The 18,727-nt window shown below is 39.9% G+C and carries 15 protein-coding genes; 10 read left to right on the top strand and 5 right to left on the bottom strand.

The genetic code is table 11. The features are described 5' to 3' along the window. Positions 1-220 precede the first annotated feature (220 nt). On the bottom strand, positions 221-910 hold the full coding sequence (locus CDC37_RS08085) for a manganese catalase family protein (protein ID WP_096621293.1): 690 nt from the start codon (positions 908-910) through the stop codon (positions 221-223). A 502-nt stretch (positions 911-1,412) separates the two neighbouring features. On the opposite strand from CDC37_RS08085, the gene CDC37_RS08090 reads away from it, so the two are divergent. The 3 genes from CDC37_RS08090 to CDC37_RS08100 all read left to right on the top strand — a co-directional run bounded on the left by CDC37_RS08090 (position 1,413) and on the right by CDC37_RS08100 (position 3,952). Further along, positions 1,413-2,255, top strand: coding sequence for a polysaccharide deacetylase family protein (locus tag CDC37_RS08090; protein ID WP_231943301.1), 843 nt, complete (start codon positions 1,413-1,415; stop codon positions 2,253-2,255). A gap of 510 nt (positions 2,256-2,765) precedes the next feature. After that, positions 2,766-3,284, top strand: coding sequence for a hypothetical protein (locus tag CDC37_RS08095; protein WP_096621294.1), 519 nt, complete (start codon positions 2,766-2,768; stop codon positions 3,282-3,284). A 416-nt stretch (positions 3,285-3,700) separates the two neighbouring features. Further along, complete coding sequence (locus tag CDC37_RS08100) at positions 3,701-3,952, top strand: hypothetical protein (protein ID WP_096621295.1); 252 nt, start codon at positions 3,701-3,703, stop codon at positions 3,950-3,952. Positions 3,953-4,344: 392 nt separating this feature from the next. Here the strand turns inward: CDC37_RS08100 and CDC37_RS08105 are convergent, their stop codons facing one another. Together CDC37_RS08105 and CDC37_RS08110 are read right to left on the bottom strand one after the other, a co-directional pair. After that, positions 4,345-4,554 (bottom strand): glycogen debranching protein, encoded by a 210-nt coding sequence (locus CDC37_RS08105; protein ID WP_096621296.1) that lies wholly within the window; start codon positions 4,552-4,554, stop codon positions 4,345-4,347. Between the two features lie 249 nt (positions 4,555-4,803). Continuing rightward, a complete protein-coding gene (locus CDC37_RS08110) occupies positions 4,804-5,436 on the bottom strand; it encodes a MotA/TolQ/ExbB proton channel family protein (RefSeq protein ID WP_096621297.1) in 633 nt (210 codons plus the stop codon). A gap of 680 nt (positions 5,437-6,116) precedes the next feature. Between CDC37_RS08110 and CDC37_RS08115 the strand changes: the two genes are divergently transcribed. The 6 genes from CDC37_RS08115 to CDC37_RS08135 all read left to right on the top strand — a co-directional run bounded on the left by CDC37_RS08115 (position 6,117) and on the right by CDC37_RS08135 (position 13,753). Further along, positions 6,117-6,641, top strand: a complete 525-nt coding sequence (locus CDC37_RS08115; RefSeq protein ID WP_231943306.1) for a sigma-70 family RNA polymerase sigma factor — start codon at positions 6,117-6,119, stop codon at positions 6,639-6,641. Continuing rightward, positions 6,631-7,830, top strand: coding sequence for a DUF1822 family protein (locus CDC37_RS08120; protein ID WP_231943308.1), 1,200 nt, complete (start codon positions 6,631-6,633; stop codon positions 7,828-7,830). The genes CDC37_RS08115 and CDC37_RS08120 overlap by 11 nt, the downstream gene beginning before the upstream one ends. Positions 7,831-8,089: 259 nt before the next feature. Then, positions 8,090-8,995 (top strand): CHAT domain-containing protein, encoded by a 906-nt coding sequence (locus CDC37_RS25170; RefSeq protein WP_231943311.1) that lies wholly within the window; start codon positions 8,090-8,092, stop codon positions 8,993-8,995. A gap of 35 nt (positions 8,996-9,030) precedes the next feature. Then, entirely contained in the window at positions 9,031-11,835 is a 2,805-nt protein-coding gene (locus CDC37_RS08125) for an ABC transporter substrate-binding protein (protein ID WP_231943312.1), read from the top strand. Between the two features lie 216 nt (positions 11,836-12,051). Next, positions 12,052-12,669, top strand: a complete 618-nt coding sequence (locus tag CDC37_RS08130) for an ABC transporter permease (protein WP_096621299.1) — start codon at positions 12,052-12,054, stop codon at positions 12,667-12,669. A 661-nt stretch (positions 12,670-13,330) separates the two neighbouring features. Continuing rightward, positions 13,331-13,753 (top strand): response regulator, encoded by a 423-nt coding sequence (locus CDC37_RS08135; RefSeq protein WP_096621300.1) that lies wholly within the window; start codon positions 13,331-13,333, stop codon positions 13,751-13,753. Between the two features lie 10 nt (positions 13,754-13,763). On the opposite strand, the gene CDC37_RS08140 is transcribed toward CDC37_RS08135, so the two are convergent. Further along, positions 13,764-13,955 (bottom strand): hypothetical protein, encoded by a 192-nt coding sequence (locus tag CDC37_RS08140; RefSeq protein WP_096621301.1) that lies wholly within the window; start codon positions 13,953-13,955, stop codon positions 13,764-13,766. A gap of 1,135 nt (positions 13,956-15,090) precedes the next feature. Here CDC37_RS08140 and uvrC point away from each other — a divergent pair. Beyond that, the gene (gene uvrC, locus CDC37_RS08145) at positions 15,091-16,974 is read left to right on the top strand and encodes an excinuclease ABC subunit UvrC (protein WP_096621302.1); all 1,884 of its coding nucleotides are present in this window, start codon (positions 15,091-15,093) and stop codon (positions 16,972-16,974) included. A gap of 463 nt (positions 16,975-17,437) precedes the next feature. Here the strand turns inward: uvrC and CDC37_RS08150 are convergent, their stop codons facing one another. Next, positions 17,438-18,514 carry a fatty acid desaturase gene (locus CDC37_RS08150; RefSeq protein ID WP_096621303.1) on the bottom strand — a complete coding sequence of 359 codons (1,077 nt, stop codon included), beginning with the start codon at positions 18,512-18,514 and terminating at the stop codon, positions 17,438-17,440. Positions 18,515-18,727 lie beyond the last annotated feature (213 nt).

Genomic DNA, 18,727 nt, shown 5'->3' on the forward strand with positions numbered 1-18,727 from the left:
CATTCACTTGTGAGAAACACAGATTTTCATATTTCCATCTATCGCAATTATTTGGCTAAATAGATCAATTTAGTGAACTGAGTATGCTTGGATATACATGCTCATCATCATCATTGAAAACATGAAAATATCCTAGCTATATTTTCAGTAAATCAGGCTTAAACCTTGAGTAAGGATTTGATTTTATCTCCATCCCTATTCCCTACTCCCCAAAATAAATCTACACATTTTGCGACATTGGATCGGCAATATATCTAAAATCTTCATCCCCATTCCAAGGACCACGTTCATCCTTCCCGTTGGTGGATAAATTATAGTAAATATCCACCGTCTCATCGGGTTGAATATTGCCAAAGAAGGGGTCTGTTAACTTACCCAAAGATTCTAATGCCTTCATAAACATTTTGGTGTGGGAAATCTCCCGCGTTAACAAATGTACAAGGGTCTCTTTTGTTCCTTCGTCCGGAGCCAACTTAATTAAAGCCTCATAGGTTTGTCGCGCACCTGCTTCCGCAGCAATATTTGCCCGTAAATCCCGTACAACATCTCCACCTTCATTTAAATAATTTGCAGTCCATGCTGAACCTTGGGAATCAAGAAAATGGGGACCTTTTCCCCGTACTGCAAATAAGGTACTTTGATAGGTTTCGGAATTATCGATATCATTGGTATGGGCTTCAATTAATTTCCCAATCATTTCTAAATGGCTAAATTCTTCAATGGCAATATCTTGTAACATGTCTTTGATACCTGGGTCTTCGACATGGAAAGATTGCACCCAATATTGCAAAGCCGCAGATAATTCACCCGTAGCACCGCCAAATTGTTCTAATAATAACTGAGCATAGCGAGGATTGGGTGAGTTAATTTTGACAGCTTTCTGAATCAGTTCTTTTTTGTGAAAAAACATGTTTACCTAACCTAAATTTTGCAATTTATCTCTAGTGCATTCTGAAATTAACTGCACTTTCCAAATACTATTTAAATCATCGCCAAGACAACTTGACCAAAAGTGATAAAGTCACCAAACTACCTATCTACAAAAAGGAAGACATCCCCAGGATTCTGCCAACCTGCACTTGAAGGTTGTTGGAAAAGTTGCTTTTAATACTTAATAAGCTCGTTTTTTGGGAGTAGGGTATCGGGAGTAGCCATCTCAATAAGAACCACTACACGTCTACATGTTGGCATATGTGTAGCTTTTTAGTAGACTAACCTTCTCGTAGAAAACCGTGTATACCAGAGGTGATAAAAGTACTTTTTTCCTACTACTTCCTACTCCCTGTACAGACGACCCGACGGGTCTTCTCTACTCTCTACTCCCTTTCAAATCCAAAATAGGGGAAATTATTTGCAGATCAGCGAAAAAAATTGACTGTTATCAGGTTTATGGCATGTAATTATGTCTGTATATGCCAGAAATCAGAGGTGTGATGGATAAACGCAAATACGGAATAACCCTAACAAAACTTGCATGGATACTTGCACTTTGCCCACTTGTAATTACAGCATGTCGTGACAACCAAGACATCAAAATTAACCCCAACAGTCAAGTTTTATCAGCCAAGATACCTGCAACTACCCCCTCACCCTCAGCTAAACCAGAAAATTTAACTTTTACTGCACCAGCCAAATTTCAAGGTAAAATCGTATACAAAGCCCATATCCCTAATCAAGCAAAAGTCATTGCTCTTACCTTCGACGACGGTCCTTGGCCAGAAACTACACCCCAAATCCTCGATATCCTCAAGCAAAACAACGTCAAAGCAACCTTTTTTTGGGTCGGAACCGCAATTCAAACCAACCCAGATATCGCCAAACAAGTTGTTAACGATGGTCATGCGATCGCTAATCACACCTTCCATCATTGGTACAAACAGATGGATCCAGCAACGGCCAAAAGCGAAATCGATCGCACCGCAGATTTAATCTATCGCACTACCGGGGTGAAAACAACCCTATTCCGTCCACCGGGAGGCTATTTAAATAATGGTTTAGTCCAGCAAGCCAAAAGTCAAAATTACACCATCGTTATGTGGTCACAAACATCCGCAGATACCGACCCCAGAGCTAAATATCAAGTGTTTATCAAAAATGTTCTCCGAGATGCTCAACCTGGTGGAATCGTCCTCATGCACGATGGTGGAGGTGACAGACGCAGAACCGTACAAGCTTTACCGGGGATAATCCAAGGTCTAAAGCAAAAAGGCTACAGCTTTGTGACTGTTCCAGAAATCCTAGAAATGGGAAAGTGAAGTAAAAATCCTTAAAGTTCAAGCTATTTAGTTGGTTTAAACCGATCTGTAGACCTGTAGCTAGAATTATTTTTTCATCTTCACCCAATTTAGGAGGATTTTGGAGGATTGATAGGGAGTTAGTAGCAGATATTTTTGCTGCTAATCGCCTAAATGTTGCCTCCAGAAACAACATTATCTAGGAATTTAGTGTATAAAATAATGCTTATTGTTTTCCTTTCCAGAAAATTTTCACATTTTTCAAATCTCCATTACTGAGAATGGGGTTGAAAAAATATTCATATACAGATTCCTCAACCACCAACATATATAACTAATTCCATCTTCCCGAATAATTCCCATTACCAATTCCTTCAGGGTAATAGGAGCTTTTCGGAAAAAACGGAGAAAAGTGTAAGATGGCACTATCTTTTTTATCGATACGGAGGTATGATACCTATAAATCAGAGTATATTTAACCAGAATCGACTCGAACAAGAGGAAAAAACTACGGTATAGGAGTGTAAGCCGATGAATTTGGCTCAATACTGGTTGGACAGAATCGCTCGCGAATCTCCTGAGCAAAGTCAAACAACCAGAAAAAGTATAATTAAGTGGCTGTTCGATGATACGGAGTCAGTGGACTCTGGGACAAAAGTCGTGGAATACCGTTGGAAAATTCTGCGTCAAAGCGACCTCAACACCACACCCGATAAATCCTATACCAATCTGATACAGCGTCTTCTGAGCATTATATTTTCCCGTCGGGAAGTAGAAACAGTCCTCTCCCCCAATCGAGGACAACAGCTAATTGCGATCGCAGTCCTAGAAAAAATCTTGAAGGACTTGCTGACATACGATAGCCATATCCAAAAAAAAATGATTGCGATCGCTAACTTCACCCCAGACAAGCACCTTCGTAATGCTTTACTATTCGCTACCCTAGAGGAATACTGTCTCCAACCACTCCAAAACCAAATTCTGCTGATCTATCTCTTCAACAACCATCTGCAAACCTTCGATCAAACCCACCACCACGTCATCACCTAATAACAAAACCTCCACAATCACTATTCAACACGAACACCCCTTAACGTCCTAACGTCAGAGCATGAACCTTCGGAATACAAACATTCTCTTTAAATGTATATTTATTGACTAATTACCATTATCATCACCCCACCCCAATCATCTCCAATCCTTATATTTACTAGATAATTAGCCACAAATACAATCCATTTACGCAAATAATCCCCCTCCAACACCTGGAAAACGTCTAAGTATTTAAAATAACTTTGCATAAAGTTTATTAGTTACTTAAGTAAAAACCTTCTCATTCTCAACCAATTAAGTAATAATCTTAGCTATCGACTTTACCTGACCATTGGAAAAAGTTATAGGAAGTACCAAACCTGATTTATCTTCACCAGAACAAAAAATAACGATGTGAAAATCTTTGCAAATCTATGTATAAACCTCCATATCAATATCAAAAATCTCTGATTCATCAACTAATTATTTGTTTACTCATGACAAAAACAGGTATATTAGCCCTATACCTATTCACCTCCCTCTGTTCAATCCTTAATAATCCAGTCAAAGCCGAAATCTTCCCCACATCAATCCCCTGGATCACCAATCAACAACAATGTGAACATACCAACAGAGAATGGCGTAACCAAAAATGCTGGGATAACCAACATAGCCTCATGTTCTAATCAACCAAAATAAAAGTACGCATTAACTCAAACGCGTACCCCCACAACACCACAACATCAAAAACAATCAAATTAAAGATAGCTTTTATTTCATTCCCCTGATAGACAAATATTCATCCACAATCTTACAAGTAAAAAAAATGAATCAGAGCATGAACTTCAAGTTTTGACGACAGCATCAAACAGCCATACTTTAACTTGCATTTCTCACAAGTGAATACCAAGCATTAAGTAATAATTTAATTTCATTTCTATTCCCTACTCCCGTCACAGACTATTCCCTAAGAGTTTGAGGGATTTGTGAGAAATCCGGGTTTAAGACCCCACCCCTGAGTATCTTCACGTAAAATCAATTCATAACCCCAAAAAAACCGACGTCACCGATGAAATACCTAAGCCAAATTTAAAGAATTAACCGGAACCTCATCCCAGGATTCAACAACCCGCATACGCGCAACCCACCCCCAAGCTTTCTGCTTCTCCGTCAAATTGCGCTGAAACGACTCATGACAGTCCCTTGCTTGCGCTTCATCACAGGTCGCAATACATGCATGAATCATTCCCGATGCATCCACTTGCTCATTAATCCAGATTTTTTTCATAATCTTCCCCCAAAATCATTACCATTATTAGAGTATAGAGGCTAGACGATTTTCTTTCTATTGGTATTGTTAAACGAAACCCGTTGACACAACAAGTCCCACGCAGCATTTAGCAATATCTCTTGATAGTATAGCGATAAAAATTTATAAATCTTGATGAGTCAATTATCAGCCTGAAGTAACGACTTGATTTTTCCAGTACAGACGTAACATGTCACCTCTCTCCCTACTCCCTATAATTTTTCGGGATTATCGATTTTGCTCATAACGACGGCGATACAAGAGTTCTAGTTGACCACCCTGTTCTTGAATAAACGCTCGCTGACGTTGATATAAACCCCGAAACATATTCGCAAACAGTAACGTTCCAATGGCAACCACTAAACCGGAAGCAGTCGATACCAAAGCTTCGCTAATCCCCACCGTCACCCCAAAAGTGTTAGTACCACCGACATTCCCCAGATTTAAGGATGCAAAGGAGGTAATAAGTCCCAATACCGTACCCAGCAAACCCAGCAAGGGTGAAAGGGAAATAATCGTATCAAATACCGTTTGAAATCGCCGCAACAGGGGGATTTCCGATTGAGCTTCACTTTCCAGAGCTAAACGAAATTCTTCTGGAGTTGCGCCTTCCAATTCTAACGCTGCTAAAAAAATTCTGGCAATGGGTAAATCTTGATTTTGACGGAGTTTATTAATGGCATCCACAAGATTATTCTTTTTATAAAGGTTTAACACCTCGCGTACCACCGGAGATTGACGGTTATTGATACGTATCCAAAAATAAAGCCGCTCAATGATTAATGTTACAGCCAAAATCGAAAAGCCCAGCAACGGGTACATGACCACACCACCAGACGCAAATAAATTATTGATCGCCATAGATTTGCACAACTTCACCCACGCCAACCTAGGGTAGCAAATTCCGGCGATTTCGGGAAAGCTGTTTTCTGGGAGATTTCCACAACCCCCTATTTGCGATCGCTAAACCAGCAAATATTATATACCAATACGCTTGGTGTTAAAGATAACTGTAGGTTGGGTTGAGGCTTTGCGTAGACTATTGATTTTGTTGAAGTTTACCCATAATTTCACACAGTGTTTTGTGATGATCTCGTCCCGATGCTCCGCGTGGGGACGCATTCTAAGAGGGCTACTGCCTCAAATCAGGAAGCAGAGCTTCCCTATTGTTACAGATTTGACTTCAACACACCCGACTAGAGTTTATTGGGTAATTTATTTTTGCTGTTTCCCTACTTACGGAATTCCTTAATTTGTCCTTGTAGTCACTATGGAAAATCCCTTCAGGGTAGCTAATTTGTAAAATAATATGAAGAAATACGTCAAAAGTAATATTTCTCTAGTTATGTCTACGTGATTTCCACAACTTTTGCAAATGTACCCAATTTTTTACCCTTTCTCTATTACTGACAAATATGGATGAATTAGACTTGACACTTCTGCACTTGGTTAGAGACACTTGTCAACACTCAAAAAATAGCCGAGAACGTCAAAAGGGGTTGCAAAAAATCATTACTTTGATTCAAAAATCAGGCAGATTATTGAAAGCAAGAAACAATATCTATGATATTGAAGATGCTTATCAAAAAACCTGGTTGTATTTTTGTCGCAATTTATGCGAAGCTTGTACCGCAAATCAAGCATTCAACCCCCAAGAGGATGATGTAATTAGTTGGATAAATAGATATTTGCACTTTCGGATTAAAGATTCTTTGATTCGACCAGGAGAACCACCCAAGGTTTCACCTGTTATTGATGACAACGGTCAGGTTCTCGACCCATTAGAACTGATTCCCGCACCCCCAGATATACCTCCAATCTTAATGGAAGTTGAACAGTGGCTGAAACAAGAAGCAAGCGAATTAAAGAAAATTCATATTCAAAATCGCCCTGATATTAACTGTTTTGTCTTAATTCAGCGTCGTTTACCTCCAGAGACAGCTTGGAAGGATTTAGCCATCGAGTTTGGTGTATCCGTTCCTACCCTGAGTAGCTTTTATCAGAGAAAATGTCTGCCTTGTTTGCGTAATTTTGGAAAATCAGCAAGTTATCTGGATGAAGACTAAGCTTGTTGATTTTTTGTTGACTACAATGAATAATGTATTTACTTCGAGTATGATTTATATTCCCATTTCCGAGCATTTTCGCGAATTTGCCCTCAAATTCGCCAGAGAACAACCAACAACCTCTGCTCAACGTCGAGTTTATCTTAATACTTTAGCAGTACAGGTTGTGAATTATTATCTGCAATTGTTAGAGGTGGAAACAGATTTAGAAGCAGGTGATAGTTGGAATGCTGTTACTCGTTTGATTGATGATGTTGCTGATTTAGTGATTCCTAACTACGGTAAATTAGAATGTAGGGTGGTGACTGGAGATAATTCCCCATTGGTAACTATTCCACCGGAAACTTGGGAAAATCGGATAGGTTACGTTTTTGTCAAGATGGATCAGCCTTATTTGGAAGCACAAATTATCGGTTTTTTAGGTCACGTTGAAGAATTAGAAGTCGATATTAATCAATTACAACCCCTGGAGGATTTAATTGAATATTTACATACTATCCATTTACGTCAATGGCTAGAAGGTATTTATACACAAGAATGGCTGAGTGTAGAAGAATTATCTCGCCAACATCGAGGAGAATTAGCTTTTCGCCATAAGCGAGTTCGAGGTTTTGATTTAAATTCAGCAACTAAAGTTTGGAATTCGATCGAACAAATTTATCCACAATCTAAATGGCATAATATCTTACCGGCAGATTTATTAAAACAGGTTGAATTCGTTCAAAATCAGAAGCATAATTTATCGGAATCGGCACAAAATTTAATTATCAGCGAGGTCATTGTTAACCTGTTAAATCATATTCAGGAAGATGAAGAAACTCGCTGGAATTTAGCAGAAATACTCTGGACAATCAACCCAGAACATCCGGCGATTAAAGCCCGGAGAATTATGGATTTAGGTCTACAAATAGCAAATCATCCTGTAGCTTTGATGGTTGCCATATTACCAAAACATCATAATAGCATTTCTGTCCTCTTACGGGTTTATCCCACCGGAAATCAAACCTATTTACCACCTGGTTTGAAATTAGCGTGTTTAGATCAAAGTGGCAAAGTCCTTTTAGAGGTAGAAGCATCACCCCATAAAGATGATTATATTCAATTAAAATTTGGGGCTGAATTTAATGAACGGTTCCGAGTTCGCATTGGCATCAATGATTTTAGTATCACAGAAAATTTCATTATTTAGTGATAAAGAATACATCCGAAGACGTTCAATTTAGCGTCTTCATTTCTTATATATAGAATATACAGCAATCCGATTTTAGTCGTGAAAAATAGCGTACCGTTGACTGATGACTGGTGACTGTTAACCGTCAAATGTCAACCTTTAACAAGCCTATATGTAAGATTTCACAAATCCCGCTTGGACTGCTGTAGAAATATTGATTTATTTAGGAATTTCGATCTAGAATTAAAAAACTAATGGGGGCTAATAGTGGATGAAAGTGGGTAAGCTGGTCATATTTGAAATTGGCGAAGGGAGTTTTGAAACTGGATTTCCTGTCAAAATTAGAATTGGAGAACAAGGAAAAACCCATAGACTAGAAATATCCGGTCGATTACCAGCTAGTCCTGACTTACCGTCAAAATACCATGAATGGCAGTCAATTTATCATAATTTACCAGCTAATTGGTTGATTACGATTCCCAAGGCTCAAATTACAAATGTTTCCACAATTGGGTCTTGTCAATATGCAGCTTCGAGATTTTTAGATAGTTTTAATGAATGGTTAAATACAGCATCAGTCCGTAAATTAGAACGGCAATTATTACTAAATATTCAGAATTGGCAGCAAACTCGTTTAATTTTACAAACCAAAAATTCCCTGCTTTTACGCTTTCCTTGGCATCGTTGGGAGATGTTTGAGGAGAATAATTATCAACCAGAAATAGTGATTGCCTCTGAGTACGAACCTGCTGCAACGAAGCTGAAATCTCCAGTCAAAATTTTGGCTGTTTTTGGTGATAGTACGGGAATTAATGTGGAGGCAGATTTACAGGCTTTAGAGCAAAAATTACCCGATGCCAAAATTTATGCTTTGAAGCAGCCACGACGGAAAGAATTGATGGATTGTTTGTGGAATGGGGATTGGGATATTTTATTTTTTGCTGGACATAGTAGTAGTCAAGCTGAGGATAGTTGGGGAGAAATTAAACTAAATTCGGAAGAGAATTTATTGCTGGTAAATTTTCGTCATGCATTACAAAATGCGGTCAGAAAAGGATTAAAATTGGCTATTTTTAACTCCTGTGATGGATTAGGTTTAGCCCGTAATTTGGCTGACTTACGGATTCCCTATACGATTGTGATGCGGGAACCAGTTCCGGATATTGTGGCTCAACATTTTTAGAATATTTTCTGACGGCTTTTGCTAGGGGTGAGTCTTTGTACGCATCGGTAAAGGAAGCACGTACCCGTTTATTTGAGGAGTTAGATGGGGATTATCCCTGTGCTTCTTGGTTACCAATTCTGTTTCAAAATCCAGCCGCTACAGTTTTGAAATATCCCCGTTCTCAAAATTGGTCGCAGATTTTTGTCAAGGCAAATATGGTGTTGCTAATGTTAGCGATGGTGAGTAGTTTAACGTGGTTAATTGGGAGGGAAATTAGTTTTAGTAATAGGTTGAGTGCTGGAGAGAAAATACTGGATAATAAAATTGCTTCCCCAGAAAAAATTGCTGGAATTAATCAGTTAAAAATCCAGAATTACGAGTTAGCGATTCAAAATTTTGAAAAGGCTTTAAAAAATCAGCCTGACGACCCGGAAACGTTAATTTATTTAAATAATGCTCAGGCAGAAAAACAAAGTAGAAACAGCGCTCAGGAACCGGTACAAATTGGGTTAGCTGTACCAATTGGTTCCAGTATCAATGTAGCACGAGAAATCATGCGGGGTGTCGCTCAAGCGCAACAGGAAATCAATCGACAAGGTGGATTGAATGGTCGTTTATTAAAAGTAGTAATTGCCAACGATGATAATAAAGCGGAAATTGCCGAAGAAATAGCCAGACGTTTTGTAAATCGACCAGATATTCAAGCAGTGGTGGGTCATAATAGTAGTGATGCTAGTGTTCCGGCTGCATATATTTATCAAAATCAAGGTTTGGTGATGATTTCACCAACTAGTAGTTCAACTCAGTTAACAGAAATACAGCGTCATCGAGGGGATAATTACATTTATCGCACAATTGTTAATCATGGTGCGATTATTAATAGATTAACGGATTATCTCAAATATTCAGGAATGGAGAGAATTGGTATTTGTCGAGATACAAAAGCCAAAGAACATTCCACCCTCAAAGCCTTTGAAGATTCAATTCGCAATCGTGGGTTAACAAAAGTCGATCTCCAGTGTGATTTTGGTTTAGAGAGATTCAATCCGGAAGATGCGATTCAAGATGCAACAAGTAAACAAGTTGATGCAATTTATCTTGATCCTCAAATTGATCGGTTGTATCGTGCCTTAAAATTAGCTGAGGTTAATCAAGGAAAATTTGTATTATTAGGTAACTCCAGTTTTCAAACCGTCTCAACACTCAATCATGGTCGATTTACCAAGGGGATGGTGTTAGCCGTGACTTGGGATTGGAGAGATTTAAAAACAACGGATTTTATGAAAAATGCCGAACAATTATGGCAAAATAAAAATGGGATTACTTGGCGAACGGCAAATGCATTTGATGCGACAAAAGTGATTGCGATCGCCATGAGCAAAACTGCAAATATTAACCGTCAAAATATCCAAACTATTTTGGCTAATGGTTTTGTCTGGGAAGACGGTGCCACTGGTAAAATTGAATTTACATCCCAGGGCGATCGCATCAGCAATCATCCTGGTACCCTGTTACAGGTGCGACCTGACCCCAAGCATCGAGATAGATACGATTTTGGCTTACACAGTGCGGTACAAAACCGTTTGAGTCAGGGTGAGCAGATATTGATGAAACCACCAGGGGAAAAACCAAATTCAGCCAAGCAAGGGGGGGTAGATGCGTATGCTGCGGGAAATTACAGTCAAGCGATCGCCTATTTTCAAAAAGCTCTCCACATGGACTCCCAAGACCCGGAAACTTGGATTTATTTACAAAATTCCCGTGCTGCGGCTTTGAATGATACCCTAAAAATTGCCGTTGTTGTGCCGATTGGTTCTAATTTGAGTGTGAGCAGACAAATTTTGCAAGGGATTGCACAAGCTCAATTGGAAATTAATACTCAAGGAGGTATTAAGGGGAAATTATTACAAATAGTAATTGCCAATGACGATAATAAAGCCGAAATTGCTCAACAAATAGCCTATAATTTCAGTGAACAAAAACAAGAGATATTAGCAGTAATTGGTAGCAATGTCTCCGATGCTTCCGTTGCAGCTTGTAAAATTTATCAGCAATCCCAAATCGTTAATATTTCCCCCACGAGTTTTTCCCTCGAATTATCTGGATGTGGCAATTACATCTTTCGGACTGCTCCCAATGTCCGGTTTATTGCGGATGTTTTATCTAAATATGCGGTACAAACAGCGAAAACCAAAAAATTAGCAATTTGTGTTGATGAACAAGCCAAAGACAACCAATCTTTTCGGGATGAATTTACCTTTCAAGTTCAAGAATACGGTGGTCAAATTATCAAGATATTCTGTGACTTTTCCCATCCCCAATTTCAACCGGATAAAATTATCCAAGATGCTAAAAATCAAGGAGCGCAAGGTATCTTACTCGCTCCCCACATAGACAGGATTGAACAAGCTTTAAAACTTGCTGCAAGCAATCAAGGTCAACTCAAATTGTATGGAAGCACTTCCCTGTATACCCCGCAAACAATTCAACAGGGAAAAGCCAACATCAACGGATTAGTTGTCCCCGCAACATGGCATTTACAAGCACAGTTGAATCCAGAATTTAATCAAAAATCCCAAACCATGTGGGGTCAAAATAACGTCACCTGGAGAACCGCAACCAGTTATGATGCAGCGATGACAATTATTCGCGGTTTACAAACAAGCAACACCCCCCAAGATTTACAAAAAACCCTGAGCGATCGCAACTTTTCTACTAAAGGAGCAACCGGAACTATCCAGTTTTTCCAATCCGGCGATCGCGATAACAAAAATAATGCCTTACTATTACAGGTTCAACCCACTTCCACCTCTGCTGATGGTTATGATTTTGTCCTAGTTTCCAAAAAGGGGTTTTAGGTTGCATGAATCACCTGTTTTTGCTCCGCTATGGAGAAGAAATTCGCTCCCATGCTCCGCGTGGGAGCAGAATCTGCGAGGCTCCTGCTTCGTGAATGAAGGCAGAGCCTTCAACTCACTAAGCGACCACGCGGAGCATGGTCACTAGATAAAAAGTTAATACTCGGTTTATTTCAGCCAACCTGTACTAGTTTCCAAAAAGGGGTTTTAGGTTGCATGAATCACCTGTTTTTGCTCCGTTACGGAGAAGAAATTTTACAACGCAGTTGGGAGCATATCCTGTTAGTGGGAATTGCGATCGCGATCGCCATTTGTCTTGGTGTCCCTTTAGGTGTTGCTGCTGTCCGCTACCCCTCTCTACGTCAAGGAATTCTCGGTTTAGCTAACCTGTTCCAGACTATCCCTAGTTTAGCCATGTTTGGTTTACTCATTCCCCTGGTAGGGATTGGTGTCACACCAGCAATTATCGCCTTGTTTTTGTATTCTTTATTGCCTATAATCCGGAATACTTATACTGGTATTACCGCCATCGAACCATCGATCCGAGAAGCAGGAAAAGCGATGGGAATGAACTCCAGACAATTACTATGGCAAGTTGAACTTCCCCTCGCATTAGGTATCATTTTTGCTGGTATTCGCGTCGCCACGGTAATTGCGGTCGGAATTGCCACCGTTGGTGCTGCTATTGGTGCTGGTGGTCTAGGAGAGTTAATTTTTCGCGGAATTGCAGCTCTCGATGACCAATTAATCCTTGCAGGTGCTGTTCCCGCAGGAATTATGGCACTGATTGCCGACTTCGGAATTGGCTTAATTGCTGATTCTTTTCGCCGTTGATCCATGCAGGGAAATAGGGAAAAATATGCTCACACCAGAATTTTGGTGAAATGGGAGCGGGCTTACTTTACAATTTCTTTACAATTACTTAACTAAAAATCAACTTTGACTTTACCTCAAGGGTGAAAATAGAGCCTAAACTATGTTCATCCTGGTAAAGTATAGCAAATAACATTATATTGTGTATTGTAAGTGTATGTACTGGAGATATCAAGGGATATAGCAATCCGTTGAGAATTATGTTACATGGGGGGTTGTTGACTGTTAACCGTTGATGGTCATAGACCGCGCGTGACGCGGCTTCTCCTAGAGAAGCTTTCCCGCAGGATACAGCTAAAACCGATATTTTTAACTACTGAAATCGGATTGCTACATATTTGCATCGTTGAGCAGGGAGGTTGGTAGTAAATGATTCCATACATCCATTAGAGATTGAGGGAATTATGGTTGATGAAAGAATTTGAGTCAGGCTGGTTAAAACAGGTTAAGAAAAAATGATATTTTGCTGAAGGACTTGGGTTAGGCTAATATTATTTAGTGATAGTTAATTAAAAAATCACTATTTTTACACAGGTGATTTGTAATCAAGGAATTTAGAAATTTGGATAATGTTGACAATTGATTAGCTGATTACGAGAAAATACAAGTCGAAGCAATCGCAATGACCGCACAATTACTAAGTATCCCCCCACTATACCAATCGTTTTCCCCGCGCAAAATCCTATTAATCGAGGATAACGATGTCAATCGAATGTTATTAAGTGATTACTTAGGTTTTTTTAGTTACTACGTGAAAAGTCTACCTGATGCATCGAATGTGTCAGTGGTATTAGAGCAATTTAAACCCGCATTGATACTATTAGATTTAAAATTGCCAAATATTGATGGGTTTCAAGTTTTAGAAATCATCCGTAGTCACCCAGACTGGTCAAAAATTCCGACTATTGTAGTTTCTGCACTTGCGTTTAAATCTGATTACGAACGAGCATTGAGTTTAGGGGTAAAACGCTATTTCGTAAAACCAGTCAACTTGACCGAATTGATGTCCGCGATCGCCGAAGAAATTGATTGTTCTCGGAAGTAATTATTTGTGATTAATTGAGTGACGAGTCAGTTGTTTGCTCACTCAGGAACTCTTCCACACGTTGACTGAGAGATTGGACGGAATTGCCGATTTGAGTGATTTTATACTGAGCATGTGCCAAAAGTAACATAGCGGTTTGCAATTCATTGAGAGTTTCAGACATTGCATCTCGATACTCCGCTTCAAATTCCTTGCTACTCATATGTCTTAACCTCAACCGATGTATGCAAATATGGTGAATATGCTACCAATGATAGTAAATGATTAGACCTGTATCACTCCGTTATTGTGCTTAATACAGAGGTTATCGGTCAAAATCCGCAAAATCTCAGATTTTTTCCCCTCCTCATCTCCCTATTATTGAAGAAATGACGAAATATAGCCCTCATGATTGCAAAGGGAAAGAAAAGAAGGGGTTACTTGAACAAGGTTGGCAACGGTGTAGTGATCAGGTGAAGGAAACCTCAAATTAGTTCGATGGAATTCATCAAATTTTATTCAGATTTCAGAGGACGATTGTAAAGTTAAAAACTGGAAGGGGGAAATTATTCGGTTCTAGGATGGAATCGTGCTATGGATTTTTTCTCTTACAGCCATTGTAAATATGAACCGGGTTTACTGGGTGTGATTTAAATCAACGTCATCGGATTTTGGATTTTGCGGAAAATTGGGGAAGAGAAGTTACCGGGAAGATTTTGTTTACGGTAAACTTCGGGGAGATTTATTCTTCCACCAAACTTTCCAAGACGGATTTTAGATTTTGGATTACTCTGGAAGGATGTTGGTCAATAGTCAATAAATACCTCATCAACCACTTCTTGGAGACGGTCAATAGGTTCAAAGGGTATATTTGTCGTTATAAACTACATCTTGTGCAGACGCGACATATCGCGTCTGTACCGGATTCCCTACTCCCCACTCCCTATTTTCAAGCAAGTATAAGTTCGATATACAGAACTTACAAAACTTGCTGTTGAGGAGGATAGAAATTATCTACAATGCAGATGGGTGGGAACAACCCACAGAAAGGAAAAATCAAAAAATCCTATTCTTTCGGTAATCCCAATCCTCCGGGGAAAGTTTGCAGGGAGAATCAATCTCCTACTAACGTCAGTTCCTCTCCTTGGAGAAATCCATATAAACCTCATCCATAATCAAAACAGGAGTTTTCGTCATTGCGACGTAAGGAAGCAATCTCGATAATCGCAAATGAAAACTACTATTCTCAAAATGGACATGGTTTATGTGTAGCGTCTAGTTTACGACAACGCGACACGTACCTGTAAGGGTGATCCAAAATCCAAAATCCCCAATTATCCTTCCCCTAGACTGTAATTGTGACTGTATCCCCCAAATTATCCCCACTGTACAAACAACCCGAACGTTTAGAAACCCGTTTACAGGAAATACCTCCCGAACCAGGGGTATATTTTATGCGCGATCGCGATGATCGGATTATTTATATTGGTAAATCGCGGAAACTGCGATCGCGGGTACGTTCCTATTTTCGAGATTCCCAACGGTTGAGTGATCGCATTGCGACGATGGTGAAGTTGGTATGGGAAATTGAGTTTATTGTTACCGATACGGAAGCGGAAGCTTTAGCTTTAGAAGCGAATTTAATTAAACAACACCAACCCTATTTTAATGTTCTGCTCAAGGACGATAAAAAGTATCCCTTTGTTTGTATTACTTGGTCAGAGGAATATCCACGGATTTTTATCACCCGGAAGCGTCAATTAGGTCGGGAAAAAGATAAATACTATGGTCCCTACACAGACTCGCGGTTGTTACGGGAAATTTTGCGCATTTGTAAACGGATTTTTCCCCTACGTCAACGACCCCAACCCTTATTTAAAGACCGTCCCTGTTTAAATTATGATTTAGGTCGCTGTCCAGGAGTTTGTCAGTCCTTGATTACCCCCGAAGAATACCGTAAAACCGTCCAAAAAGTGGCAATGGTATTCCAAGGTCGGGGACAGGAACTAATTGAGGTTCTACAAGCACAGATGTTAGCCCAAGCAGAAGCTTTAAACTTTGAAGTTGCAGCTAGAATCCGCGACCAAATTAGCGGATTAAAATCATTAACTGCCGATCAAAAAGTCTCCCTTCCTGATGATACCGTATCACGGGATGCGATCGCCCTGGCAATGGACGAACACCACGCTTGTATCCAACTCTTTCAAATTCGTGCTGGTAAATTAGTCGGAAGACTCGCGTATATGTCCGAAACCCATCAGGAACCAGGAGCGATTTTACAACGGGTGTTAGAAGAACATTATCAAACTGCTGACGATGTGGAAATCCCCAGCGAAATTATCGTTCAGCATGAGTTACCCGACAGTGAAATGCTAGCAACAGCGTTAGGACAGCGTAAAGGACGGAAAATCAATATTATCCATCCCCAACGTCAACTCAAAGCCGAACTGATTGAAATGGTAGAAAGGAATGCCCAGTATGAACTACAGCGCTTACAAAAATTTAGCGATCGCAATCACCAAGCTCTACAGGATTTAGCCAACATCCTCGATTTAACCGACCTTCCCCACCGCATCGAAGGTTACGACATCTCCCACATCCAAGGTTCCAATGCCGTTGCCTCCCAAGTCGTCTTTATCGACGGTTTACCAGCAAAACAACACTACCGCCATTATAAAATCAAAAACCCCAGCGTTACCATTGGCCATTCAGATGATTTTGCCAGTTTAGCCGAAGTGATTCAAAGACGCTTTCGCAAATACGTCGAAAATCCAGACCTACAACGACAGGGAAACCCCGACTTTCCCGATTTAGTCATGATTGACGGAGGAAAAGGACAACTTTCCAGCGTAGTTGCAGTTTTACAACAAATGAATTTACTCGAAGATATCAACGTCGTCAGTTTAGCCAAAAAACGCGAAGAAATATTTTTACCAGGAGAATCCTATCCATTGACTACCGACCCCGAACAACCCGGAGTTCAACTACTGCGCAGACTACGGGACGAAGCACACCGATTCGCAGTCTCCTTCCATCGTCAACAACGCAGCGACAAACTCCGGCGATCGCGTCTCGACGACATACCCGGTTTAGGACACCATCGTCAAAAAGTCCTACTCGGACATTTTCGCTCCATCGATTACATCCGTCAAGCCAGCATCGAACAGCTAGCAGAAGTACCCGGTATCGGTTCACGACTAGCAACAGAAATTTATAACTATTTCCACCCAGCATCAATTTAATTAGGGTCTGCGGAAAAGTTTTCGTGAGGGAAGGGAACAGGGAGATATTCTACTTTTCACAAGACCCAAAAAATCACAAATACCAGGTTTTTAAGCTTTATATACCTGAAAAGAAAATCTACCCTCCCCAAACTTCAGGGAGGGTACTCTAGAAGAAGACACTTCGCGTCTATAGGGTGGGGTAGAATTCCCAAGCAGCTTAATAACTAGGTCTTCCCAATCCAAAATAGAGACGACCCGACGGGTATTCTCTACGGAAACCCAAAATCAAAAATCCAAAATCATAACTAGGTCTTCTCAATCCAAAATGGAGACGACCCGACGGGTAGTCTCTACGGAAACCCAAAATCAAAAATCCAAAATCATAACTAGGTCTTCTCAATCCAAAATGGAGACGACCCGACGGGTAGTCTCTACGGAAACCCAAAATCGAATAATCCAAAATCCAAAATCCAAAATCATATTACTTATCTTTTTGCCAATAGGAAGTGTAATAAACCCGCTTACCCGTATCCGGAACAAAATGACAGGAAATACAGGAATTCCAAAGCGACTTCCAAATCGGATCACTGGTCTTGCGATAATATTCTCCTAACAACGGCTTCACTGCGGCTGTCGCTTTTTTCAAATTATAATGGGGCATATTCAAAAAAATATGATGCACCACATGGGTCCCAATATCATGATGGATATGGTTAATGAATCCATAATCCCGATCAACAGTCGATAAAGCACCCTTGAGAAAAGTCCATTCCCCTTCCCGATACCAAGGAACATCAGGTTCTGTATGGTGTAAAAATGTGACTAAATCCAGCCAAACAATAAAGACAACATAGGGACCCAGGTAATACTTAATTAACCACATCCATCCCCATTGGTAGGTGAAAAACCCTAATAATCCCACCATTGCAATCCACAGGGTAGTACTTGTAATCACATCCCATTTTTCCGATGGTTTGAATAGGGGACTGCTTGGAGAAAAGTGGGAACCAGTTTTATTGGGAGAACGCTGGAATAAATAAACAGGATATGCAAATAAAAACAGATAATAGCGACCGATTTTTTGAATCCAGTCCATTTCTTGATATTGGCTTTCACTCACCGGATACCAACTCTCATCATTATCAATGTGACCATGATTTTTATGGTGAGTGCGGTGACTAATTCGCCAGCCATGATAGGGTACTAAAATCGGAGTATGGCAAATATGACCCATTAAATCATTCAGCCATTTATGTTGGGAAAATGATTGATGTCCGCAGTCATGTCCAACCACAAATAAAGCCCAAAACATCGTTCCTTGCATTAACCAAAAAATTGGGAAAAATAGCCAAGAATCCAATTTGTAGGCAAGTAAATAAAGTGCAGCGATGGTGACAACATCACGTCCAAAAAAGAAGAATGATTTCCCCAGATTCGGCTGAAAACATTCTGCGGGAATTACAGCTTTGATGTCTCCTAGGGTGAAGGGTAATTTTGTCACTTCATCATGAGCATCAAAGCTAGATTGATTGTCTAAACTGATTGTGTTGGATTTCACTTGCTTTTTCGTTCGCGTAATCTCGGACAGTTTGAGTGTGTGAGGTTTTCTGAAGTTAACTTTTGAAAATTAACCCTTAATATTTGTAACATCTGGTGGCAGAAATTACAAACCTCCCTTGAAAGTAAGTAGGAATTAGGGAGTAGGAAAACGCAACTTTTATTATTGTTGATAGTGTCAACAGTTTGTGTAGGCTATTCCCCAATTGATGAA

Source organism: Calothrix sp. NIES-3974 (assembly GCF_002368395.1).
Lineage (GTDB): Bacteria > Cyanobacteriota > Cyanobacteriia > Cyanobacteriales > Nostocaceae > NIES-3974.